Consider the following 23,844-nt stretch of genomic DNA (forward strand, 5'->3'; position numbering starts at 1 on the left):
TTTCGTTGCGGCGAGAACCCGGCTAGCGGCGCTTGCCGCCCAGCAGCGAGCCCATCAACCCGCGTACCAGTTGCCGGCCCAGCTGGTTGGCCGCCTGGCGCACGGCGGTCTTCATCGCCTGGGTGGCGAGGCTGCCCAGGAGTTCGCCGGCGGCACCGGCGAAACCCGCATCCGCCTCGGCGGGCCTGGCCTTGCCCTTGGCCTCGGGAGCGGCCGGCGCCTCGGCGGCGCGGGCGGTGAGGATCTCGTAGGCGGACTCACGGTCGATCGGCTTGTCGTAGCGCCCGGCCTGGGGCGAGGTGCGCACCCGCTCGGCGCGCTCGGCCTCGCTGAGCGGTCCGATGCGCGACTGCGGCGGCGCGATGGCCACGCGCTGCACCATGGCCGGCGTGCCCTTTTCCTCCAGCGTGCTCACCAACGCTTCGCCTATGCCCAGTTCGGTGAGCACGCCGAGGCTGTCGAAGGCCGGGTTGGGACGAAAGCCGTCGGCGACCGCGCGCAGGGATTTCTGTTCCTTGGCGGTGAAGGCGCGCAAGCCGTGCTGGATGCGCAGGCCCAGCTGGGCCAGCACCTCGTCGGGCAGGTCGCCGGGGGACTGGGTGACGAAATAGACGCCGACGCCCTTGGAGCGGATCAGCCTCACCACCTGTTCCAGGCGTTCCTGCAGGGCACGGGGCGTGTCGTTGAACAGCAGGTGCGCCTCGTCGAAGAACAGCGCCAGTACCGGTTGCTCGGCATCGCCGCGCTCGGGCAGCTGCTCGAACAGCTCGGCCAGCAACCAGAGCAGGAAGGTGGCGTAGACCTTCGGCGCCTCGTGCACCAGGCGGCTGGCATCGAGCAGGTGGATGCGACCACGACCGTCGCGGTCGGGGTGAAGGATGTCCTCCAGTTGCAGTGCCGGCTCGCCGAACAGCGCATCGGCGCCCTGCTGCTCCAGGGTCGCCAGGCGCCGCAGCAGTGCCTGGGCGGAGGCACCGGCGAACAGGGCGCGGTCCTCGCCGAGCAGTTCGGGGTGTTCGCGCAGGTGGTTGAGCAGCGCCTTCAGGTCCTTCAGGTCGAGCAGCAGCAGGCCCTCGCGGTCGGCCACCTGGAAGGCGGCATAGAGCGCGGCCTGCTGGCTGTCGGTGAGTTCCAGCAGGTTGCCCAGCAGCAGCGGGCCCATTTCGCTGAGGGTGGTGCGCAGCGGGTGGCCGCTCTTGCCAGCGACGTCCCAGAGCGTCACCGGGTAGGCCTTGCTCTGGTGTTCGAGCCAGGGCATCGAGGCGATGCGTTCGGCGACCTTGCCCTGGGGCGCGCCGGCGGCACCGAGGCCGCACAAGTCGCCCTTGATGTCGGCCGCGAAGACCGCCACGCCCGCATCGCTGAAGGCCTCGGCGAGGCGCTGCAGGGTCACTGTCTTGCCGGTTCCGGTGGCACCCGCGACCAGGCCGTGACGGTTGGCCAGGCGCAACGCCTGGGTGATCGGCTGGCCGGAGGGGTCAGCGCCAAGAATTATCGATCTGGATGCAGGCATCTCGCCATCCTCAAGCTTTACTGGTTCTGTACCGACACAGTGTTCAACGCCGGATCCGTTCATAAAAAACCGGTGGCCCGCCAAGACTGGTACCTGCCTCAATCGGACGCAAGAAAACATGACCAAGAACCTGAAGTTCAGCCACAAGATCCTGCTGGCAGCCTCTCTGGTAGTGATAGCGGCGTTCTCGCTGTTCACGCTCTACAACGACTACCTGCAACGGAATGCGATCCGCGAGGATCTTGAAAGCTACCTCAGGGAAATGGGGGACGTGACCTCAAGCAACATCCAGAACTGGCTTTCGGGCCGCATCCTGCTGGTGGAGAACGTCGCGCAGAATATCGCCCGGCATGCCGAGGCCGAATCCGTGACCTCGCTGCTGGAGCAGAAGGTGCTGGCCTCGACCTTCGCCTTCACCTACCTGGGCAGTTCGGACGGCTCCTTCACCATGCGCCCGGACAGCGCGATGCCGGAAGGCTACGACCCGCGCACCCGCCCCTGGTACAAGGACGCCATGGCCGCCGGCGCCACCACCCTGACCGAGCCCTACATCGATGCCGCCACCAGCACGCTGATCATGACCATCGCCACGCCCGCCGGGGACAAGGGCGTGGTCGGTGGCGACCTGAGCCTGGATACGCTGCAGCAGATCGTCAATTCGCTGGACTTCCAGGGCATGGGCTACGCCTTCCTGGTCAGCGAGGACGGCACGATCCTGGTCCACCCCAACAAGGACCTGGTGATGAAGAAGCTGGCGGATCTCTACCCGCAGAACACGCCGCGCATCAGCACCGACTTCTCCGAGGCCGAACTGGATGGCCAGGCGCGCATCCTCACCTTCGCCCCGATCAAGGGCCTGCCGACGGTGAAGTGGTACATCGGCCTGTCGATCGACAAGGCCGAAGCGTTCGCCATGCTGCGTGAGTTCCGCACCTCGGCGATCATCGTCACCGTCATCGCGGTGGTGATCATCATTGCCCTGCTGGGCATGCTGATCCGCGTGCTGATGCAGCCGTTGTTGCTGATGGGCCGCGCCATGCAGGACATCGCCCAGGGCGAAGGCGACCTGACCCGCCGCCTGGAGGTGCATTCCCAGGACGAGTTCGGCGAGCTGGCCCAGTCCTTCAACCAGTTCGTCGAGCGCATCCACTCCTCCATCCGCGAGGTCTCCGCCACCACGCGCCAGGTCAACGAAGTCGCCAAGCTGGTGCTGTCGGCCTCCAACTCGTCGATGAGCAACTCCGACGAGCAGGCCCAGCGCACCAACAGCGTCGCCGCGGCGATCAACGAGCTGGGCGCCGCCGCCCAGGAGATCGCCCGCAACGCCGCCGACGCCTCGCACCAGGCCTCCGATGCGCGCAACCAGTCCGAGGACGGTCGCCAGGTGGTGGAGAAGACCATCATCGCGATGAGCGACCTGTCCGGGAAGATCCGCGCCTCGTGCGGCAACATCGAGACGCTGAACAGCAAGACGGTGAACATCGGGCAGATCCTCGAGGTCATCAAGGGCATCTCCGAGCAGACCAACCTGCTGGCGCTCAACGCCGCCATCGAAGCGGCCCGCGCCGGTGAAGCCGGCCGGGGCTTCGCCGTGGTGGCGGACGAGGTGCGCAACCTCGCCCACCGAACCCAGGAGTCGGCGCAGGAAATCCAGAAGATGATCGAGGAGCTGCAGGTAGGCGCGCGCGAGGCGGTCAACACCATGACCGAGAGCCAGCGCTACAGCGAGGAGAGCGTGACCATCGCCAACCTCGCCGGCGAGCGGCTCTCCAGCGTGACCCAGCGCATCGGCGAGATCGACGGGATGAACCAGTCCGTGGCCACCGCGACCGAGGAACAGACCTCGGTGGTGGAGTCGCTCAACATGGACATCAACGAGATCAACATGCTCAACCAGGAAGGCGTGGAGAACCTCCAGGCCACCCTGCGCGCCTGCGCCGACCTGGAGCAGCAGGCTGCGCGCCTGAAGCACCTGGTGGACAGCTTCCGCATCTGATCGGGATCGCTGAAAGGGAGGAGGCGCCTGCGGGCGCCTTTTTCATTCGGGAGGATGGCCCTGGCAGGGCTCGACCCAGCGGGAGCGCCTTGCGCTACGGGGCGTCGCCCTCGTCCCCGGGCGGTTGCGGCTGCTCCTTGCGCACCCGCTCCCACAACTCCGCGGCACCGGGAAAGTCGGTGCCGTTCTCCTCGGTCAGCTCATCGGGGTCGTAGCGGCGCACGCAGCCCTCGCCGAGGGTTGGCGGCGGGCTGGAGGTACCCCGGTTGCGTGGATCGGTCATGCCGGCCTCCCGACGCCACTGGCGGACGTCCGTTGTGTCAGTCGAACACCACGGTCTTGTTGTCGTGAACCAGCACGCGGTCTTCCAGGTGATAGCGCAGGCCGCGGGCCAGCACCAGCTTTTCCACGTCCTTGCCGAGGCGCACCAGGTCCTCGATGTTGTCGCGGTGACTGATGCGCACCACGTCCTGTTCGATGATCGGGCCGGCGTCCAGTTCCTCGGTGACGTAGTGGCAGGTCGCACCGATCAGCTTCACGCCACGCAGGGACGCCTGGTGGTAAGGCTTGGCGCCGATGAACGAGGGCAGGAAGCTGTGGTGGATGTTGATCACCTGGTGGCGGTACTTCTGGCACAGGTCCGGCGGGATGATCTGCATGTAGCGCGCCAGCACCACGTTGTCGGCCTTGTGTTCGTCGATCAGGCGCGAGACCTGCTCGAAGGCCGGCTGCTTGTTCTTCGGGTCCACCGGGACGTGGAAGTAAGGGATGCCGTGCCATTCGACCATGCTGCGCAGGTCGTCGTGGTTGGCGATCACGCAGGGGATCTCGCAATCCAGCTCGCCGCTATGCCAGCGGTGCAGCAGGTCGGCCAGGCAGTGGGACTCGCGGCTGGCCATCAGCACGACGCGCTTCTTGACGGCGGAGTCGGTGATGCGCCACTCCATGGAGAACTCACGGGCGATCGGCGCGAAGGCCTGGCGGAAACCCTCCAGGTCGAAAGGCAGCGAATCGGCGCGAATCTCGTGGCGCATGAAGAACCAGCCACTCTGGGTGTCGGAGTGATGGCTCGCCTCGGTAATCCAGCCGTTATAAGTAGCCAGGAAATTACTGACCTTGGCTACGATGCCAACGCCGTCCGGACAGGCGATCACCAGACGAAATGTGCGCATGGGGGAAACTCCAGATACTTCGCAAAGGCGGCCATTCTATCCACACGCCGTGAAAACTTCAGCAGCCCCGTGAACTTCCCGTCGCGCATGCACCCCATCGGGCCAACTCGGACGGAGGCCCGAATGCACACAAGTTCCAACCTCCGGATCGATCGCTTCGGACAGTGCGCATTAATTCAAACAACGGCATATCCGGAAAATAATCCCGACAAAACTTTTCCCGCTGTTTACTTGTATTAACGCGCTGACTATTATCCCTGACATTCAAGTCACCGCCGCCAACACCATTTTCACCAAGGGACTCAGACATGTCGCTGATCAACGAATACCGCGCTACCGAAGAAGCCATCAAAGAACTGCAAGAGCGCCTGAAGAACCTGTCGCAAGACGACAAGCTGAAGAAAGAGCTGGAATTCGAAGGCAAACTGCGCACCCTGATGGGCGAATACCAGAAGTCCCTGCGCGATATCATCGCCCTGCTCGATCCGGACTCCAAAACTTCCAAGGCCCCGCGTGTTGCCGCCAAGACCACTGGCAGCAAACGCGCCCGCAAGGTCAAGCAATACAAGAACCCGCACACCGGCGAAGTTATCGAAACCAAAGGCGGCAACCACAAGACGCTGAAAGAGTGGAAAGCCAAGTGGGGCGCCGACACCGTTGAAAGCTGGGCCACCCTGCTGGGCTAATTGCCAACGGTACGAAAAACGCCAGCGAAAGCTGGCGTTTTTTATTGTCCGGAATAACCCCTTCTTGCAAAGGGGCATCCATTCATAGCCGGTAGCGCTGGCGCAACGCGCCGGCGTGCTCCGCCCAGGCCTGGAGTATCGCCAACTGGGCGGGCGTGGCGCCGACACTCAGCTCCTGCACGGCCTGATCGAACGCCGCCAGGGTATTGGGCGCGCCCAGGGCCGGATCAACGAGCCGGTTTCTGCAGAACACCGTCCATTGATCCTGTTCCGCGGGGGACAAAGTATCCGGGAAGTTTCGAGCGCGGTAACGGAAGAGCAACTCCGGTAAACGCGGATCATCGAATGGCCAGGGTTCACGCGCCAGGCGAAGCGGTTCGGCATTTCGCACTTGCTCGCAGAGTCGCCTGTCGCGATCACCAATAAAACCGTCATAGAGTTGCTGCTCCGGATCTTCGGTTCCGGGAAAGGCTTCCTCCGCGTAAATGGCCGGCAACTTGTCCTGCCATTGCGTGCGCAACTCGGCAAGTTGTCGCGCCGTTTCCTGAATCCCCGCCAAGTCCACTTGCAGGCGCTGCTGGTCCGCCGCCCGCAGGACACTAAGGGGCGCCACTACCGGGCAACGATTGATATGCACGAGTTTCAACGGCACCGGCACTTCACCCTCCGCCAATTCATCGCGCCTTGTATAGAGGCGACGTCGCAGAGTTTCCGCATCGAGGTTCAGCAGCGGCGATACATCCGATAACAGGTCGCAGACTATCAATGCATTGCGGTTCTTCGGATGCCAGGCGAGCGGCAGTACCACGGAGAAGTAATGCCGTGCCGCTGAAAAGCGACCGGATATATGCACCAGCGGCTGCAGCAGGCGGATCTGTTCCTGCACCTTGTGCTTGCTGCGCAACTGGAAGAGGAAGTCGTACAACCTCGGCTGCCGGTCCCGCACCAGGCGCGCCAGGGCGATGGTGGCGCGCACATCGGAGAGGGCGTCGTGGGCCTGGCCATGGTCGATGCCGTTGGCGGCGGTCAGGCGTTCGAGGCGCAGCGACACGCGCCCCTCCTCCGTCGGCCACTCGATGCCTTCCGGGCGCAGGGCGTAGGCGGTACGCAGGGTGTCGATCAGGTCCCAGCGGCTGTTGCCACCCTGCCACTCCCGAGCATAGGGGTCGTGGAAGTTGCGGTAGAAGCTGTAGCGGGTCATCTCGTCGTCGAAACGCAGGGTGTTGTAGCCCGCACCGCAGGTGCCCGGTCGCGACAATTCGGCGTGCACGCGGGTGATGAACTCGCCTTCGTCCAGACCCTTTTCGCGCAGGGTCTGCGGAAGGATCCCGGTGACCAGGCAGGCGCCCGGGTGGGGAAGGATGTCGTCGCTGGGCCGGCAATAGAGGTTCAGCGGCTGCTCGATCTCGTTGAGCGCCTCGTCCGTGCGGATGCCCGCCACCTGGATGGGGCGGTCGCAACGCGGATTGATGCCGGTGGTTTCGTAGTCGTACCAGAAGATGCTGGAAGTCACGCTGCCTCCTATGGCCAAGGGGCCGGAGTCTATCACCCGGACGGCAGGGGCCGGCGTCCGCCAATTCGCCAAACAGTGACGCAGCCGATTGAATTCGTCCTGCCGAAACCAGAAAATATCGCGCTCGCGCCATGCCCGCCCCGGGCCTGAGCCTCCTGCACCGACTCACAAGGAAGCGACCATGCAAGGCACCCCCGAAAACCCCTATTCCGCACCCCAGAGCGCCCTGGTCGAAACCAGCGACAATGGCGCCCTGAGCGTCGAAGCCGCCCTGGCCCGTGGCTACGACTTCAACATCGGCGATGTGATCAGCGAGTCCTGGCAGCGGGTCAAGGGCTCCAAGGGCATGATCGTCTGCGGCATGATCATCTACGGTGTCGCCAGCCAGGTCCTGGCCACACTGTTCGGCCTGGTCCTGGGCTTCATCGGCGGCATGGCCGGTGAAATCGCCGCCACGGTGCTGTCCTTCATCGGCGGCGTCATCGGCTCCGGCCTCTGCGCCACGATTCTCGGCGGCATCTACCTGCTGGGCATCCGCCAGGCTGCCGGCCAGCCGCTGAACTTCAACGAGCTTTTCAGCAACTTCAACCTGTTCGTGCCGCTGTTCATCCTCAATATCCTGATGGCGGTGCTGATCTACATCGGCTTCCTGCTGCTGCTCATCCCCGGCTTCTACCTGGCCATCGCCTACATGCTCGCCCTGCCCCTGGCGATGGAGCGCAAGCTGTCGCCCTGGGAAGCCCTGGAGGCCTCGCGCAAGGCCATCACCCAGCGCTGGTTCAAGGTCTTCGGCCTGATGCTGGTGCTGTCGCTGATCATGATCCTGAGCATGATCCCGCTGGGCATCGGCCTGATCTGGACCTTCCCGATGTTCATCATCGCGGTCGGCATCCTCTACCGCACCATCTTCGGCGTGCTGCCCCCGCCGCAGTGATCCGCTCAGTGCCGACCCGCCACCGGCGGGTCGGTTGCCTCGCCAAGTGATGCTCCGCTAGCATCGTGCTTTCCCCAACGCAGTCGACCCATGACATCGACGTCCCGCACCACCAGCCCATATGGAAATGAGCAGGGTCAGTCCGCCCCCCTGGACACCCGCTACCAGGTGGAAACGCCCGAGGGCATCGACCTCGTGCTGCGCCCCGCCAGCCTCCTGCCCCGCGCCCTCGCCTATACGGTGGACCTGCTGATCCGCGGCATCCTGCTGCTGGTGCTGTATTCGGTGTTCCTGCTGCTCGGGCAGTTCGGCATGGGCCTCGGCCTGATCGTCACCTTCCTCGTCACCTGGTGGTACATGGTGCTGTTCGAGGTGCTCAACCAGGGCCGCTCGCCGGGCAAGCACCTGATGGGGCTGCGCGTGGTCCACGACGACGGCACGCCCGTTGGCTGGTCCTCGTCACTGGTGCGCAACCTGCTGCGCTTCGTCGACATCCTCCCCTTCGGCTACGCCCTGGGCATCCTCAGTACGCTGATGCACCCCGCCTTCAAGCGCCTCGGCGATCTCGCCGCCGGCACCCTGGTGGTCTACCGCGAGGACAAGCCCTCGCGCCCGCAACTGCCGGACGCCGAGCCACAACGTGCGCCCTTCATCCTGAGCCTCACCGAGCAACGCGCCATCCTCGGCTACGCCGAGCGCCAGGCCGGCCTCTCCAGCGGTCGCCGCGCCGAGCTCGCGGGCATCCTCGCCGAGCCGCTGGAGGTCCCGGCCGAGCAGGCCGAGGCCCGCCTCAACGGCATCGCCAGGAGCCTACTGGGAAGTCCATGAAACAGAGCCTATTCGAACGTCGCCACCAGGCCGACTGGGAACGCTTCGGCGCCCAGCTCGACGCCCTGGAGCGCGGCAAGGCCGACGCCAAGTCCTGCGAGGGCTTCGCCGCCGATTACCGCCACCTCTGCCAGCAACTGGCCCTGGCCCAGGAACGCGGCTACAGCAGCCACCTGATCGACCAGTTGCAGCAACTGGCCATGCGCGGCCACCAGCAGTTCTACCGCCACCGCAGCCACCTGGGCGCGCAGATCCTCGGCTTCGTCCTCGGCGGCTTCCCGCGCCTGGTCCGCGAGCAGTGGCGCAGCGTCCTCATCGCCAGCCTGCTGTTCTACGTCAGCCTGGCGGTGATGGGCGTGCTGGTGCACCAGTTCCCCGACCTCGTCTACAGCGTGGTGCCGCCGGACCAGGTGGCCGAGATGGAATCCATGTACGAGCCCGACGCCCATCGCATCGGCGCCAGCGAACGCGACTCCGGCGACGACTGGATGATGTTCGGCCACTACATCATGAACAACATCGGCATCGCCTTTCAGACCTACGCCAGCGGCCTGCTCTTCGGACTCGGCAGCCTGTTCTTCCTGTTCTTCAACGGCCTGATGATCGGCGCCGTCGCCGGCCACCTGACCGAGGTCGGCTATGGCGAGACCTTCTGGTCCTTCGTCATCGGCCACGGCGCCTTCGAGCTCACCGCCATCACCTTCGCCGGTGCCGCCGGGCTGCAGCTGGGCTGGTCGCTGCTCGCCCCCGGGCGGATGACCCGCGCCGAATCCCTGCGCCTGGCCGCCACCCACAGCGTCAAGCTGATCGCCGGCGCCATGCTCATGCTGCTGATCGCTGCCTTCATCGAGGCCTACTGGTCGTCCATGACCTTCACCACGCCCAAGGTCAAATACATCGTGGGCGCGGGCCTGTGGCTGCTGGTGGGCAGCTACTTCTGCTTCGCCGGTCGGAGTCGCCATGCGCCTGACTGATGCCAGCGTCGCCATCCGCCCCCGCAGCGCCTGGGAAGCCATGGACCTCGGCGTGCTGCTCGCCCGGCGCCACATGGGCCTGCTCATGGCCAGCTGGGCGCTGATCACCCTGCCGGTGTTCCTCCTGCTTAGCCTGCTGCTGTGGAATTACTCCGGCTGGGCGATGTTCGTCTTCTGGCTGCTCAAGCCCGCCTTCGAGCGCCTGCCGCTGTACATCCTCTCCCGCGCGCTGTTCGGCGACACGCCGACGCTCAAGGAGGCGCTCAAGGCCTACCCGCGCCTGCTCAAGCCACAGCTGATCGCCAGCCTCACCTGGCGCCGCCTCAGCCCCACGCGCAGCTTCGACATGCCGGTGATGCAACTCGAAGGCCTCTCCGGCGCGGCCCGCAGCCAGCGCCTGGTGGTCCTCGGCCAGCGCGATGCCGGCGGCGCCACCTGGCTCACCATCATCGGCATGCACCTGGAAACCGCCCTGTGGATGGGCCTGATCACCCTCCTCTACCTGATGCTGCCGCAGCAGGTGGTGGCCGACTGGGACTGGCAGAAACTGCTGGAGCAGGCCGAAGGCGACTGGGTGTGGATGGAGCACCTGTCCAACAGCCTGTATTTCTTCGTGCTCATGGTCTGGGAACCGGTCTACGTCGCCTGCGGCTTCACCCTCTACCTGAACCGCCGCACCGCACTCGAGGCCTGGGACATCGAACTGGTGTTCCGCCGCCTGCGCCAGCGCCTGACCGGCCTCGCCTACGCCCTGGTGCTGGGCATGGGCGTGGTCCTGGCGAGCGCCCTGCCCGCCCAGCCGGTGCTGGCCGCCGAAGGCGCCAGCAGCTGCCCGCTCCCGGTCGAAGACCCCAACGGCCCCGACGCCCCGCGCCTCACCCACCAGGAACTGAGCAGCCAGGCCGCCAGCGAGAGCATCGCCAAGCTGCTCGACGAGCCCCCCTTCGAGAACCGCGAGACGGTGACCCGCTGGCGCTTCCCCGACACCGACGCCAAGGACAAGAAGAAGGAAGAGCTCTCCAAGGAAGACGCGGAAAGCCTCACCAACTTCATCAAGGGCCTGTTCAAGCTGGCCGACCTCTGGAACAGCACTTCCTGGCTGGCGCTCATCATCAAGGTCGTGCTCTGGGGGCTGCTGGTCAGCCTCGTCGCCCTGATCATCTGGCGCTACCGCGAATGGCTCTCCACCTTCGTCGGCAGCATCGGCCTGCCCCAACGCAAGCGTCGCGAGGCGCCGTTGCAGCTGTTCGGCCTGGAAGTCGCGCCCGAGACCCTGCCCGACGATGTCGCCAGCGAAGCCGAGCGGCTCTGGGCCGAGCACCCGCGCGAGGCCCTCGGCCTGCTCTACCGTGCGCTGCTCAGCCACCTGCTCCACGATTTCCGCCTGCCGCTCAAGGGCTCCCACACCGAAGGCGAGGTACTCGGCCTGGTGCAGGGGCTGCAGCGTGACGAGCTGTCCCGCTTCGCCCAGGTCCTCACCCGTCACTGGCAGAACCTCGCCTACGGCCACCAGTTGCCGCCGGAGAGCCTCAAGCGCGGCCTCTGCGAGGGCTGGCGCCGGCTGATCGCCAAGGGAGCCAGCGCATGACCCGTCGCGGCGGCTTCATCTTCGGTGCCCTGCTCTTCCTGTTGCTCGGCCTGTTCCTCATCTGGCTGCTGAACAAGATCGAGCCGTACCAGGAAACCCTGACCCACGGCCCCTCGCCCGAGGCGCGTTTCAACGACTACCTCGCCGCCGAGAGCTTCCTGCGCAAACAGGGGCTCAGGGTCAGTCGCGCCGATGGCCTGGAGGTCCTGGCCGACCTGCCCGCCCCCGGCCATACCCTGCTGCTGCTCGCCGATCGCAGCCGCATGACCCCGCGGCAGGCCGATCGCGTGCTGGACTGGGCGGCCCACGGCGGCCACGTGCTGTTCGTCGCCGAAGCCCTGTACGACGAGGACGAAGGCGAGAGCGGCGACCTGCTGCTGGATCGCCTCGGCATCCAGCAGTTCGAGACCGAAGACCTCGACGAAGAAGACAGCGAGGACGCCGAGCAGAGCGAAGCGACCGAGGGCGAGGAAGACGCCGCCACCGAGGAAGGCGTCGAGAGCGACGCGGCCGAGCATGACCAGCAGCAGGCCCAGGGCGAGGAAGAAGCCCCGGCCGAGGCCGACGCCGAGCCGGAGGAAGAGGACCGCTACCCCGAGCTGACCAAGCTCTACCTGGAGAACGAGGACGCGCCGGCGTACATCGACTTCGACACCGGCTTCCACCTCTACGACAGCGAAGACCGCGCCCATGCCTGGGCCAACAGCGCCAACGCCACCCACATGCTGCAGATGAACCATGGCGACGGCCTGATCACCGTGCTCACCGACAGCTGGATCTGGCAGAACCGCAACATCGTCAGCCACGACAACGCCTGGCTGCTCTGGTACCTGACCCAGGACACCGAGGTGACGCTGCTCTACAGGGCCGAACGCGACGACCTCCCGGCGCTGCTCTGGCGCAACTTCCCCGAGGCCCTGGTGGCCCTGGCCCTGCTCATCGCCCTGGTGCTCTGGCACGTCGGTCGCCGCCAGGGGCCGCAACTGGCGCCTGCCAGCCGTTCGCGCCGCCAACTGGAGGAGCACCTGCGCGCCAGCGCCGACTTCCTCCTGCGCCGCAGCGGCAAGCACGTACTGTTGCAGGGCCTGCAGCGCGACATCCTGCGCCGCGCGCGGCGCCGTCACCCCGGTTTCGAACGACTCGGCGTGGCCGAGCAGTGGCAGGTGCTCAGCCGCCTGACCCGCATGCCCACCGCCGCCATCAGCCAGGCCATGCGGCCGCTGCCCAGGCAGCGCCTCAGCGCCTCCGAATTCACCCGCCAGGTCGCCCACCTGCAAAGCCTCAGGAATGCCCTATGAGCGAACAGACGCCCGATCAGCCGATCAACGATGAAGCCGAAGGCCTGAACCTGGACCTTTCCGACGTCACCCCCGAAGCCCCGCCCGCCGTGGCGCCGGCTTCCCAGCCGAGCGAGCCCGTCGCCGCGCCGGTCGCACCGGCTGCCGCCCCCTCGGCCGCCAGCAGCCAGCGCCAGCGCGCCAGCCAGCTGGCCCAGGCCCTGCGCCAGGAGCTGCAGAAGGCCGTGGTCGGCCAGACCGCCGTCATCGACGATGTGCTCACCGCCCTGATCGCCGCCGGCCACGTGCTGGTCGAAGGCGTGCCGGGCCTGGGCAAGACCCTGCTGGTGCGTGCCCTGGCGCGTTGCTTCGGCGGCGAGTTCTCGCGCATCCAGTTCACCCCCGACCTGATGCCCAGCGACGTCACCGGCCACGCCGTGTACGACATGCAGAGCGAGCAGTTCAAGCTGCGCAAGGGCCCGGTGTTCACCAACCTGCTGCTGGCGGACGAGATCAACCGCGCCCCGGCCAAGACCCAGGCCGCGCTGCTGGAAGTGATGCAGGAGCGCCAGGTGACCCTCGAAGGCCGCGCCCTTCCGGTGCCCCTGCCCTTCCTGGTGATGGCGACCCAGAACCCCATCGAGCAGGAAGGCACCTACCCGCTGCCGGAAGCCGAGCTCGACCGCTTCATGCTCAAGCTGCGCATGGACTACCCCGAGGCCGGCGAGGAGCTCGCCCTGGTGCGCCAGGTGACCCGCTCCGCCCGCGCCGACATGCTGGAGGTGGCGCCGCTGCGCACCCTGCTGCAGGCCAAGGACGTGCAGGCCCTGCAGCGCATCGCCAGCGAGCTGCCGATGGACGACCAGGTGCTCGACTACGCCGTGCGCCTGGCCCGTGCCACCCGTACCTGGCCGGGCCTGGCCCTGGGTGCCGGCCCGCGCGCCTCCATCGCCCTGGTCCGTGGCGGTCGCGCCCGCGCCCTGCTGCGTGGCGGCGACTTCGTGCTGCCCGATGACGTGAAGAGCTGCGCCCTGGCCGTGCTGCGCCACCGCGTGCGCCTGTCGCCGGAACTGGATATCGAAGGCCAGTCCGTGGACCAGGTCCTGCAACAACTGCTGGAACAGGTGCCGGCGCCGCGCCTATGAAACCATCGCGCATCCTGCTCGGCCTGATCGCCGGCCTGCTGGCCGTGGCGCTGGTCCTGGGCACCCTGCATGCCCTCGGCACCAAGCTGCCGGACCAGTTGCGCCTGCTCTGGTGGGGGCTGCTCTGCGCCCTCGCCCTGCTCGCCGTGCTCGATGCCCTGTGGCTGCGCCGCCTGCCTTCGCCCGCGCTGGAGCGCCAGTTGCCGGGCAACCTGTCGCTGGGCCGCTGGGGCGAGGTGCGCATGCGCGTGCACCACGCCTTCACCCGCGCCCTGCAACTCAAGGTCTACGACCACGTGCCGGCGGGGATGGACACCGAGTTCCTGCCCCAGTCCGTTGCCCTGCATCCGGGCGAGGTCACCGAGTTCGGCTATCGCGTGCGCCCGCTCGAGCGCGGCCGCTTCGCCTTCCCCCTGTGCGAGGTGGAGTTGCCCAGCCCCCTGGGCCTCTGGGGCCAGCGGCGCTACCTCGACCTGCCGGGCGAGACCCGCGTCTACCCCGACTTCGCCCGCCTCTACGGCGCCCAGTTGATGGCAGTGGACGATTGGCTCAGCCAGCTCGGCGTGCGCCAGCGCCCGCGCCGTGGCCTGGGCCTGGAGTTCCACCAGCTGCGTGAATTCCGCGACGGCGACACCCTGCGCCAGATCGACTGGAAGGCCACCGCGCGCAAGCGCACGCCCATCGCCCGCGAGTACCAGGACGAGCGCGACCAGCAAATCGTCTTCATGCTCGACTGCGGCCGTCGCATGCGCAGCCAGGATGGCGACCTCTCGCACTTCGACCACGCCCTCAACGCCAGCCTGCTGCTGAGCTACGTGGCCCTGCGCCAGGGCGATGCGGTCGGCCTCACCACCTTCGCCGGCGACCAGCAGCGCTACCTCGCACCGGTCAAGGGCCCGGCCCAGTTGAGCGTGCTGCTCAACGCCGTCTACGACCTCGAGAGCACCCAGCGCCCGGCCGACTTCGGCGCCGCCATCGACGCCCTGCTGGCCCGCCAGCGCCGCCGCGCCCTGGTGGTGCTGGTGACCAACCTGCGCGACGAGGACGACGAGGAGCTGCTGGCCGCGGTCAAGCGCCTCGGTCGCCACCACCGGGTGCTGATCGCCAGCCTGCGTGAAGAAGTGCTGGACGCCTTGCGCCACAAACCGGTGCAAGGCTTCGAACAGGCGCTGTCCTACTGCGGCACGGTGGACTACCTCAACGCCCGCGCCAGCCTGCACGAGCGCCTCGCCGCCCACGACGTCCCGGTGCTGGATTGCCGCCCCGGCGAACTCGGCCCCGAGCTGGTGGGGCGCTACCTGGCCTGGAAGAAAGCCGGCGTGCTCTGACGCCCATCAAGGCGCAACCGTCCCCGTAGGATGGGTAGAGATACGAAACCCATGCTGCCCGCCCCCCAGACCCAAGTCCGGGGGGGGGGCCTGCGTTGACCACAGCGGCTAGCGTCTGACGCGGTCAGACCGAGGTCGGGAGGGGACGAAAGCTGAAGTAGTGGCGCAGCGCCTCGACCATCTCGACGTACTCCGGCGGCGGCGCCACCAGGGCGAACCCGGAATCGAAGTTGCCCGGGTTGACGTCTTCCCGGCTCCACTGGCAGGTCGCGTAGAAGTCGATGAAATGCTGCTGGCCGTCATGCCCCGGGATCTTCAGGCGCATGTCGAAACGGGCCCCCACCAGCATCGGCAGTTGGCTGATGAGCATCAGGCCGTCGAGGGAAACGTTGCCCAGATAGCCCATGGGTTTGTCGGTGATGCGGTTGAATACCTTCAGGTAGTAGGGCAACTGATGGCGTTCTATTCGGCGCTGGCTACGCATGATGGCGAATCGCTATTGATGGCCGTTCAGTATGGCCTCACTACTGCACTCGAACCAACTATTAACCGCAGTGCTGGCTGATCTCCGCGGTCAATTGGCGACGGGCGGCATCGATCTCGCCGTCGCTGTAGTACTGACGCTCACCCTTCTCGTCGAGACGGTAGAAAGAGGCACCCTCGCGAAGCCGCGCGAGATCGCTGCGCAGCTTGCCGCATTGCTGTTGACGCTGGTTGCGTGCGTCCGCCGCCTTGCGCTGGGCCTCGGCCTGCTCCTGGCGGCGGGCATCGAAGAACTGCTCGGTGCGTTGCTCGCGCTCGCGGGTGGCCTCGTCACGCTCCACCACCTGCGGCTTGACCTGGACCTGCTGGGCTCCGGCCTGGGGACGCTCGCTGAAATGGACCTTGCCACTGGCGTCGGTCCAGCGATAGATCTCCGCGCTGGCCAGCCCAGGCAGCAGGACGACCAGCAAAAGCAGGCGACGCATGGCACCCCTCCCTGAAACAAAGGCAAAGCTTAGCGCTGGCACGAGGCCACTCAAGCGAGCCACGACCGACGGTCGAAACATCGGTCAGAGCGCGGCCGGGCTGGCCTTGGCGGGCACGGCACCGCTGATCTGGCCGAGCTTCTCCAGGGTCTCCAGCCGCGCCCGGGCACGGTAGGCGTACTCGCTGGTAGGGTAGCGGCCGATGATGAAGTGGTAGGTCTGCGCGGCGTCCACGAACAGGCTCTGGCGTTCCAGGCACTGGCCGCGCAGCAGGGAGATCTCCGGCTGCATGTAGGCCCGCGAGCGACTCTTGCGCTCGGCCTGGGACAGCTCGAGCATGACCGTGTCGCAGTCACCTTCGTCGTAGGCGTGGTAGGCGTTGTTCAGGTGGTGGTCGAGTGACCAGCGGGTGCAGCCGGTGAGGCCGGCGAGCAGGGCCAGGATGATCAGCGTGCGCATGGGTAGTTCCTCCGTTGGCGAGTATATCGGCGCTGTCGGATATTTCTGCAACGCCGTCCGGCAGAGACCCGGGCACATCCTCCGATGGGACTTGCGCAACGCACCCGCGGCCCCGACCGAGGCGCTGCTAGACTCGCGGAAACGCCGCCATCGGAGCCTCCATGCAGCCCGTCCGCCCCGCCCTCCTGAGCGCCCTCCTGCTGCTCGCCGCCTGCTCCCCCACCACGCCGCTGTTCATCGCCCAGGTGACCACCAACGAAGCGGTGGAATACAAGGTGATGAAGAACAACCGCATGGCCGCGGCCGTGGAGGAAGACGGCGACCTGCTGACCTACAGCGCCATGGCCATCCGCGACGGCACCAGTGCCGAGGCCGAGAAGCTCTACCTGACCGGCTACGAGGACCGCCAGTTCAGCGCCGAGGTGCGCGCCATCTCGCTCTACCAGATCGGCCTGATCTACATGAGCCGCTACAACGACCAGCGCGACGACACCAAGGCGCTCAACCGCTTCTACCAGATCACCAACGAATTCCCCGGCACCCGCGCCGCCGAGCGAGCCGAAGCGCGCATCCTGATGATCCGCCAGCGCGCCGACGAGCCGGTGCAGAAGACCGCCCGCGAGTTGCTGGCGGACTGGAAGCCCAGCCAGAACCTCGACCTCTACCGCAGCGACCTCGACCCGGACATGACCCTGCTCTCGCGCCGCGCCGTGCTCAAGGACCGCGTCGACGAAGCCGAGCAGCTCTACTCCCTGGCCCTGGGCGATGCCCATGTGCAGCCCGACATCAAGGCCCGCTCGCTGTACCAGATGGCGCTGATGAACCTCGCACCGGCCAACCCCCGGGCCGACCGGGGCCGCGCCATCGGCTACCTGCGCCGCCTGCTCGCCGAGTTCCCCGATGCCGAGCAGGCCGAGAACGCCGCGCGGCACCTGGACCAGGCCTTGAATCCGGGCGTGGAATGACCCGCGCAAAGGGTAGTGAAGAGGAACAATGACTACAGGTTGCCAGCGGTGTAGCCTCGGGCTCTGCTTGAAAAATGGAGCCTTCGCATGTCCCTTCGCCGCACCAAGATAGTCGCCACCCTCGGCCCAGCCAGCAACTCGCCCGAGGTGCTGGAACAGCTGATCCTCGCCGGTATCGACGTCGCCCGCCTGAACTTCTCCCACGGCACCCCCGACGAGCACAAGGCGCGCGCGCGCCTGGTCCGCGAGCTGGCGGCCAAGCACGGCCGCTTCGTGGCCCTGCTCGGCGACCTGCAAGGCCCGAAGATCCGCATCGCCAAGTTCGAAGGCAAGCGCATCGAACTGGACGTTGGCGACAAATTCCGCTTCTCCGTCACCCACCCGCGTGACGCCGGCAACCAGGAAGTGGTGGGCATCGACTACCCCGACCTGATCAAGGACTGCGGCGTCGGCGACGAACTGCTGCTGGACGACGGCCGCGTGGTCATGCGCGTCGACGCCACCACCGCCGACGAACTGCACTGCACCGTGCTGATCGGCGGCCCGCTGTCCGACCACAAGGGCATCAACCGTCGCGGCGGCGGCCTCACCGCCCCGGCCCTGACCGCCAAGGACAAGGCCGACATCAAGCTGGCCGCCGAGATGGACCTGGACTACCTGGCCGTCTCCTTCCCCCGTGACGCCGCCGACATGGAACTGGCCCGCCGCCTGCGCGACGAAGCCGGTGGCAGCGCCTGGCTGGTGGCCAAGATCGAACGCGCCGAAGCCGTGGCTGACGACGAAGCCCTGGACGGCCTGATCCGCGCCAGCGACGCCGTGATGGTGGCCCGTGGCGACCTGGGCGTGGAGATCGGCGACGCCGAGCTGGTCGGCATCCAGAAGAAGATCATCCTGCACGCCCGCCGCTACAACAAAGCCGTGATCACCGCGACCCAGATGATGGAATCGATGATCCACAGCCCGATGCCGACCCGCGCCGAAGTCTCCGACGTAGCCAACGCCGCGCTGGACTACACGGACGCCGTGATGCTCTCCGCCGAGAGCGCCGCCGGTGAATACCCGGTGGAAGCGGTCAAGGCCATGGCGCGCGTCTGCGTCGGTGCCGAGAAACACCCCACCAGCCAGAAATCCAGCCACCGCCTGGGGCACACCTTCAGCCGCTGCGACGAGAGCGTGGCCCTGGCGACCATGTACACCGCCAACCACTTCCCGGGCGTGAAGGCCATCATCTGCCTCACCGAGAGTGGCTACAGCCCGCTGATCATGTCGCGCATCCGCTCCTCGGTGCCGATCTTCGCCTTCTCCCCCCACCGTGCCACCCAGGCCCGCGTCGCCCTCTTCCGCGGCGTGCAGACCGTGCCCTTCGACCCGGCCGCGCTGCCGGCCGACAAGGTCAGCCAGGCCGCCGTGGACGAACTGCTCAAGCGCGGCATCGTGCAGCAGGGCGACTGGGTCATCCTGACCAAGGGCGACAGCTACCACACCGTTGGCGGCACCAACACCATGAAGATCCTCCACGTCGGCGACCCGCTGGTGTAAGGCATCTGCAACAAGTGAAAAGGCCGCTCATCGAGCGGCCTTTTTTCATTCGAGCAGAGCATGACCGATACGTAGGGTGGAGGTCGCTTTTTACCTCCACCAAGCGGAGTCGAGCGTGGCACCTGTGCGTGCCTGACCCGCCTTATCGATGGGTTTCGCGGAGCTCGCGGAACGCCGCCCGACCCATCCTGCGGTTGCCGGAGCGCCGTGGGGCGGGTGAAACCCGCCTGCGAGCCTCAGGCGAACCTGGAGAAATCCGGCTTGCGGCGCTGCATGAATGCCGAGAGCGCCTCGATCGCCTCGGGTGTGCGCAGGCGCTGACCGAACAGCTCGCCCTCTTCCATGATCACCTGGCGCAATTCCTCGCGCCCCGGCTCGCGCATCAGGCGCTTGCTCACCGCCACCGCAGAGGGCGCCAGCTGCTCGAAGCGCTGGGCCATCTCGCGAGCACGGGCCAGGGTCGCGGCACCATCGTCCAGTGCCTCGTTGGCGATGCCCCAGGCCGCCGCCTGCTCGCCGGTGAAGGCTTCGCCGAGCAGCAGCAATTGTGCGGCGCGGGCATGGCCGAGCATGCGCGGCAGGATCAGGCTGGAACCGAACTCCGGGCACAGCCCGAGGTTGACGAAGGGCATCTTCAGCTTGGCGTCGCGGGCGACATAGACCAGGTCGCAATGCAGCAGCAGCGTGGTGCCGATGCCCACCGCCGGACCGCTCACCGCCGCCACCACCGGCTTGGCGAAATCGAACAGCGCCTTCATGAAGCGGAACACTTCGCTGTCCAGCCCCGAAGGCGGTGCCTGGATGAAATCGGCGACATCGTTGCCGCTGGTGAAGCAGGTCTCGCTGCCGGTGATCAGCACCGCGCGCACGCTGCGATCCTCGCCAGCCGCGTCCAGGGCGTCGGCCATGGCGCCGTACATGGCACGGGTCAGGGCGTTCATCTTGTCCGCTCGCTGCATGCGGATGGTCAGTAGGCCCTGGTCACGTTCCAGGTGGATGTGCTCGCTCATGGTGGCTCCTCGGCGGTGGCCGCCTCAGAAGGAGCGGCTCAGGAATACGTCGGCCAGCAGTTGATTGCGCGGCAAACCGGCCAGATAGAGGCGGCGCGCGAAGTCTTCGACGCTGGCGGGGCTGCCGCAGAGTAAGGCGACGGTCCGGCGCGAAACAAGCCGGAGATCGGCCAAAACACCTTGCAGCTGCGCCGCAGTGACCAGCTCGACCCGCAGGCTTTCATGGCGCCCGGCCAGTGCCTGCAGGGGTTCGGCGAGGTAGTGCCCGGCCGGGTCATGGGCCAGGTGAATGAGGCGGATCGCGCCCTGGTGATGCCGGCGCAAGGCCTCGCGGAGGAGGCCCCAGAGCGGCGCCAGGCCGGTGCCCGCAGCGAGGATCAGCAGGGGGCGACCGTCCCAGTCCGGGTCGTAGTGCAGGGCGCCACCGCGCAACTCGCCCAGGCGCAGGGTGGCGCCGACCTGCAATGGCCGCAGCGCATCGGCGAAGGCGCCGGGCTGGCGGCAGTCGATGTGGAACTCCAGCCAGGGCTCCTCGCCAGGCACGCTGGCCAGCGAATAGGGCCGGGCGACACCCTCGGCGTTCCATAGCAGCAGGTGCTGCCCGGGGCTGTAGCGCAACGGGCGGTGGGGACGCAGGCGCAGGCGCGCGACGTCACCCAGCCAGTCCAGCGCCACCACCTCCGCCGGCAGGCCATCACGCTGCGGGTCGAACACCTCCACCACCATGTCCGTCACCACCTGGCACTGGCAGGAGAGGCGCCAGCCTTCGGCGCGGCGCTCGGGGTCGAGCGCCTCGGGCCGCGCGTCGAGCGGCTCGCCGGCCACGCAGCGCACCATGCAGGCATGGCAACTGCCGGCCCGGCAACTGAAGGGGACCTTGCATCCTGCGGCGTTGAGCTGGTCCAGCAGATTGCTGGCCGGTGGTACGTTCCAGCGTCTTCCCGATACCTCGAGTTCAGGCACCCTGCTCCTCCCAGGCGGCATCGCAGCGGTTCCGCCCGCCACGTTTGGCCCGATAGAGTGCCTGATCGGCGCGCTGCAGCGCATCATCGAGTTCATCGCTCACCGCCAGCAGCGTCATGCCGGCCGACAGGCTCAGCCCGTCCACCTGCACACCCACCGGATCGGCGGCGGCGAAGGCCTCGCGCAGGCGCTCGCAGCAGGCGGTGAGGCGGTCGGCATCGCAATTGGGCAACAGCAGGACGAACTCCTCGCCACCGTAGCGCGCCAGGATGTCGCCATCGCGCAGGCAGGCCCGCGCCACGGCGGCGAAGGTCTGCAGCACGCGGTCACCGGCGGCATGGCCGTGGATGTCGTTGATGCGCTTGAAGTGATCGAGGTCGATCAGCGCCAGGCCGTGCTGGCGGCCGGGCGCCAGGGCTTCCAGCTCACGGGTGGCCAGGCGCAGGAAGTGACGGCGGTTGAACAGGCCGGTCAGCTCGTCGGTGGCGACCAGGTCTTCGAGCTGGCGCATCATGCCGCGCAACGTGTCCTGGTGCGCCTGCAGGGCGAAGCGCCGCTGGCGCATGCGCTGGCGCAGGGCCTGCACGTAGCTGGCGAACAGGGCCAGCCAGCCCAGCACCACGAACAGCGCGCACACTTGCAGTACCGCCAGGGCCGGCTCGGCGAGGCGCATCTGGTACGCCTCCCACAGGTTCAGCCCGGTGAAGGCGAAGAAGCCGATGGCCGAGCACCGTACGAAAACCCGCGGCTGCAGCTGGAACACGCCGAACAGCATGATCAGCACATAGACCACCAGCAGTGCGCCCCGGGCGCCTTCCAGGTCGGACAGCAGCAAGGTATGCCAGGCGAGGGCCACCAGGACCTGTGCCTCGGTCAGGCTGGGGTCGCGAAAGGCCAGGTTGCGGCCGCTGAGGAAAATGAACAGGAAGACCAGTTGCGAGAGCACGATCAGAGCGCAGGCGGCCAGCGCACTGGCGATGGTCGCGTGGTACAGGTTCCCCAGCACGGCTATCCAGAACAGGCAGAGGGCAAGGGCATAGGTGCAGGCCGCCATGCCGAAGCGTTTCAGCAGCAGGCTTTGCAACGCGCGATGGGTGACCCGTTGACTCGCTGTGCTCATGGGCTCCATCCCGTAGTGGCACCATGCCGCCACTCTACGCCCGTGATCACAAAAAACCTAGGGGACGCGTGAGGGGCGATCAACGACCAAGGTCGACTGTCGGCGGGTGTGCCCACGCTTGAGCACGCGGTATACTTCCGCGCCATTTTCACCCCCAATCCAATGCGCGCCGGGTCGTGGTCCGGCGCTTCCCGATGTTCCCGAATTCAAGAGGAGCGCGCCCCATGACCGTGATCAAGCAGGACGACCTGATACAGAGCGTCGCCGACGCCCTGCAGTTCATTTCCTATTACCACCCCGTCGACTTCATCCAGGCCATGCACGAGGCATACCTGCGCGAGGAGTCGCCCGCCGCGCGCGACTCGATGGCGCAGATCCTGATCAACTCGCGCATGTGCGCCACCGGCCATCGCCCGATCTGCCAGGACACCGGCATCGTCACCGTTTTCGTGCGTGTCGGCATGGACGTGCGCTGGGATGGCGCCACCATGAGCGTCGACGACATGATCAACGAAGGGGTACGCCGCGCCTACAACCTGCCGGAGAACGTGCTGCGCGCCTCGATCCTGGCCGACCCGGCCGGTGCCCGCAAGAACACCAAGGACAACACCCCGGCGGTCATCCACTACTCCATCGTCCCCGGCAACACCGTGGAAGTGGACGTCGCGGCCAAGGGCGGCGGCTCCGAGAACAAGTCGAAGATGGCCATGCTCAACCCCTCCGACTCCATCGTCGACTGGGTCCTCAAGACCGTCCCCACCATGGGCGCCGGCTGGTGCCCGCCGGGCATGCTCGGCATCGGCATCGGCGGTACCGCCGAGAAAGCCGCGGTGATGGCCAAGGAAGTGCTGATGGAGTCCATCGACATCCATGAGCTGAAAGCCCGTGGCCCGCAGAACAGGATCGAGGAGATGCGCCTGGAGCTGTTCGAGAAGGTCAACCAGCTGGGCATCGGTGCCCAGGGCCTGGGCGGCCTGACCACCGTGCTCGACGTGAAGATCATGGACTACCCGACCCACGCCGCCTCCCTGCCGGTGTGCATGATCCCCAACTGCGCCGCCACCCGTCACGCCCACTTCGTGCTCGACGGCTCCGGCCCGGCCGAACTGGAAGCGCCGCCGCTGGACGCCTACCCGGAGATCGTCTGGGAAGCCGGCCCCTCCGCGCGCCGCGTCGACCTCGACACCCTGACCCCGGAAGACGTGCAGAGCTGGAAGCCGGGCGAGACCGTCCTGCTCAACGGCAAGATGCTCACCGGCCGCGACGCCGCGCACAAGCGCATGGTCGACATGCTCAACAAGGGCGAAGAGCTGCCGGTGGACCTCAAGGGGCGCTTCATCTATTACGTCGGCCCGGTCGATCCGGTCGGTGACGAAGTGGTCGGCCCTGCAGGCCCCACCACCGCCACCCGCATGGACAAGTTCACCCGCCAGATCCTCGAGCAGACCGGCCTGCTGGGCATGATCGGCAAGTCCGAGCGCGGCCCCATCGCCATCGACGCGATCAAGGACAACAAGGCCGTGTACCTGATGGCCGTCGGCGGTGCCGCCTACCTGGTGGCCCAGGCGATCAAGAAGTCCAAGGTCCTGGCCTTCGCCGAACTGGGCATGGAAGCGATCTACGAGTTCGAGGTGAAGGACATGCCGGTCACCGTCGCCGTCGACACCAAGGGCGAATCGGTGCACATCACAGGCCCGGCGATCTGGAACAAGAAGATCGCCGAGAGCCTGGCGGTGGAAGTGAAGTAAGCCTCCCCGCTCCATGAAGAAGCCCGGCCCTGCGCCGGGCTTTTTCATGGGCGCAGATCGGCGCCACCGTCACTGCAGGCCGGGTCGATCCATCAAAAAAACAAGGCGGCATCGCGGG

At 66.9% G+C, this 23,844-nt stretch carries 22 protein-coding genes and 1 pseudogene; 13 read left to right on the plus strand and 10 right to left on the minus strand.

Annotated features, from left to right (window positions below):
• Positions 1-22: 22 nt before the first annotated feature.
• Positions 23-1,513, minus strand: a complete 1,491-nt coding sequence (locus tag WFQ67_RS21585; protein WP_337058124.1) for a helicase HerA-like domain-containing protein — start codon at positions 1,511-1,513, stop codon at positions 23-25.
• Positions 1,514-1,631: 118 nt separating this feature from the next.
• Here WFQ67_RS21585 and WFQ67_RS30480 point away from each other — a divergent pair.
• Positions 1,632-2,651: pseudogene (locus WFQ67_RS30480) on the plus strand (HAMP domain-containing protein); the annotation flags it as partial.
• 93 nt (positions 2,652-2,744) lie between these two features.
• Positions 2,745-3,509: a methyl-accepting chemotaxis protein gene (locus tag WFQ67_RS30485; RefSeq protein ID WP_442969618.1), complete on the plus strand. Its 765-nt coding sequence runs from the start codon at positions 2,745-2,747 to the stop codon at positions 3,507-3,509.
• A gap of 94 nt (positions 3,510-3,603) precedes the next feature.
• On the opposite strand, the gene WFQ67_RS21595 is transcribed toward WFQ67_RS30485, so the two are convergent.
• Positions 3,604-3,792, minus strand: coding sequence for a hypothetical protein (locus tag WFQ67_RS21595; RefSeq protein ID WP_213628648.1), 189 nt, complete (start codon positions 3,790-3,792; stop codon positions 3,604-3,606).
• Positions 3,793-3,829: 37 nt separating this feature from the next.
• On the minus strand, positions 3,830-4,681 hold the full coding sequence (gene purU / locus WFQ67_RS21600; RefSeq protein ID WP_111263380.1) for a formyltetrahydrofolate deformylase: 852 nt from the start codon (positions 4,679-4,681) through the stop codon (positions 3,830-3,832).
• Between the two features lie 308 nt (positions 4,682-4,989).
• Here purU and mvaT point away from each other — a divergent pair, with 308 nt between their 5' ends.
• Entirely contained in the window at positions 4,990-5,367 is a 378-nt protein-coding gene (gene mvaT / locus WFQ67_RS21605) for a histone-like nucleoid-structuring protein MvaT (protein ID WP_111263379.1), read from the plus strand.
• 82 nt (positions 5,368-5,449) lie between these two features.
• On the opposite strand, the gene sbcB is transcribed toward mvaT, so the two are convergent.
• Positions 5,450-6,880, minus strand: a complete 1,431-nt coding sequence (sbcB, locus tag WFQ67_RS21610) for an exodeoxyribonuclease I (protein WP_337058126.1) — start codon at positions 6,878-6,880, stop codon at positions 5,450-5,452.
• Between the two features lie 181 nt (positions 6,881-7,061).
• Between sbcB and WFQ67_RS21615 the strand changes: the two genes are divergently transcribed.
• From WFQ67_RS21615 to WFQ67_RS21645, 7 genes are all read left to right on the plus strand, one after another.
• A complete protein-coding gene (locus WFQ67_RS21615) occupies positions 7,062-7,814 on the plus strand; it encodes a hypothetical protein (RefSeq protein WP_213628646.1) in 753 nt (250 codons plus the stop codon).
• A 90-nt stretch (positions 7,815-7,904) separates the two neighbouring features.
• Entirely contained in the window at positions 7,905-8,642 is a 738-nt protein-coding gene (locus WFQ67_RS21620; RefSeq protein WP_173178743.1) for an RDD family protein, read from the plus strand.
• Positions 8,639-9,616: a stage II sporulation protein M gene (locus tag WFQ67_RS21625; protein WP_213628645.1), complete on the plus strand. Its 978-nt coding sequence runs from the start codon at positions 8,639-8,641 to the stop codon at positions 9,614-9,616. Before WFQ67_RS21620 ends, WFQ67_RS21625 begins: the two co-directional genes overlap by 4 nt.
• Entirely contained in the window at positions 9,603-11,204 is a 1,602-nt protein-coding gene (locus WFQ67_RS21630; protein WP_337058127.1) for a DUF4129 domain-containing protein, read from the plus strand. Before WFQ67_RS21625 ends, WFQ67_RS21630 begins: the two co-directional genes overlap by 14 nt.
• Entirely contained in the window at positions 11,201-12,502 is a 1,302-nt protein-coding gene (locus WFQ67_RS21635) for a DUF4350 domain-containing protein (protein WP_337058128.1), read from the plus strand. Before WFQ67_RS21630 ends, WFQ67_RS21635 begins: the two co-directional genes overlap by 4 nt.
• Entirely contained in the window at positions 12,499-13,626 is a 1,128-nt protein-coding gene (locus WFQ67_RS21640; protein ID WP_244862989.1) for an AAA family ATPase, read from the plus strand. Before WFQ67_RS21635 ends, WFQ67_RS21640 begins: the two co-directional genes overlap by 4 nt.
• Positions 13,623-14,954, plus strand: coding sequence for a DUF58 domain-containing protein (locus WFQ67_RS21645; RefSeq protein ID WP_337058129.1), 1,332 nt, complete (start codon positions 13,623-13,625; stop codon positions 14,952-14,954). The genes WFQ67_RS21640 and WFQ67_RS21645 overlap by 4 nt, the downstream gene beginning before the upstream one ends.
• A 124-nt stretch (positions 14,955-15,078) precedes the next feature.
• Here the strand turns inward: WFQ67_RS21645 and WFQ67_RS21650 are convergent, their stop codons facing one another.
• The 3 genes from WFQ67_RS21650 to WFQ67_RS21660 form a co-directional block, all read right to left on the minus strand.
• On the minus strand, positions 15,079-15,438 hold the full coding sequence (locus tag WFQ67_RS21650) for a PilZ domain-containing protein (protein WP_173178748.1): 360 nt from the start codon (positions 15,436-15,438) through the stop codon (positions 15,079-15,081).
• A gap of 61 nt (positions 15,439-15,499) precedes the next feature.
• A complete protein-coding gene (locus tag WFQ67_RS21655) occupies positions 15,500-15,922 on the minus strand; it encodes a DUF4124 domain-containing protein (RefSeq protein WP_111264567.1) in 423 nt (140 codons plus the stop codon).
• 84 nt (positions 15,923-16,006) lie between these two features.
• A complete protein-coding gene (locus WFQ67_RS21660; RefSeq protein ID WP_213628640.1) occupies positions 16,007-16,381 on the minus strand; it encodes a tetratricopeptide repeat protein in 375 nt (124 codons plus the stop codon).
• A gap of 161 nt (positions 16,382-16,542) precedes the next feature.
• Between WFQ67_RS21660 and WFQ67_RS21665 the strand changes: the two genes are divergently transcribed.
• Both WFQ67_RS21665 and pyk read left to right on the plus strand, forming a co-directional pair.
• Positions 16,543-17,346, plus strand: a complete 804-nt coding sequence (locus tag WFQ67_RS21665; protein ID WP_263153013.1) for an outer membrane assembly lipoprotein YfiO — start codon at positions 16,543-16,545, stop codon at positions 17,344-17,346.
• A gap of 87 nt (positions 17,347-17,433) precedes the next feature.
• A complete protein-coding gene (pyk, locus tag WFQ67_RS21670; protein WP_263153012.1) occupies positions 17,434-18,885 on the plus strand; it encodes a pyruvate kinase in 1,452 nt (483 codons plus the stop codon).
• Between the two features lie 236 nt (positions 18,886-19,121).
• Here pyk and WFQ67_RS21675 read toward each other — a convergent pair whose 3' ends face one another.
• Genes WFQ67_RS21675 through WFQ67_RS21685 form a run of 3 tightly spaced genes read right to left on the minus strand, consistent with a single transcriptional unit; the run spans position 19,122 to position 21,978 of the window.
• A complete protein-coding gene (locus WFQ67_RS21675) occupies positions 19,122-19,895 on the minus strand; it encodes an enoyl-CoA hydratase (RefSeq protein WP_213628638.1) in 774 nt (257 codons plus the stop codon).
• A gap of 24 nt (positions 19,896-19,919) precedes the next feature.
• Positions 19,920-20,858, minus strand: coding sequence for an iron-sulfur-binding ferredoxin reductase (locus tag WFQ67_RS21680; protein WP_213628637.1), 939 nt, complete (start codon positions 20,856-20,858; stop codon positions 19,920-19,922).
• The gene (locus WFQ67_RS21685; protein ID WP_337058130.1) at positions 20,851-21,978 is read right to left on the minus strand and encodes a GGDEF domain-containing protein; all 1,128 of its coding nucleotides are present in this window, start codon (positions 21,976-21,978) and stop codon (positions 20,851-20,853) included. Before WFQ67_RS21685 ends, WFQ67_RS21680 begins: the two co-directional genes overlap by 8 nt.
• A 224-nt stretch (positions 21,979-22,202) precedes the next feature.
• On the opposite strand from WFQ67_RS21685, the gene WFQ67_RS21690 reads away from it, so the two are divergent.
• Positions 22,203-23,726, plus strand: coding sequence for a fumarate hydratase (locus tag WFQ67_RS21690; RefSeq protein ID WP_213628635.1), 1,524 nt, complete (start codon positions 22,203-22,205; stop codon positions 23,724-23,726).
• Positions 23,727-23,844: the final 118 nt, after the last annotated feature.

The sequence above is a fragment of the Pseudomonas sp. USHLN015 genome, from assembly GCF_037153275.1.
GTDB classification, from domain to species: Bacteria; Pseudomonadota; Gammaproteobacteria; order Pseudomonadales; family Pseudomonadaceae; genus Metapseudomonas; species Metapseudomonas tohonis.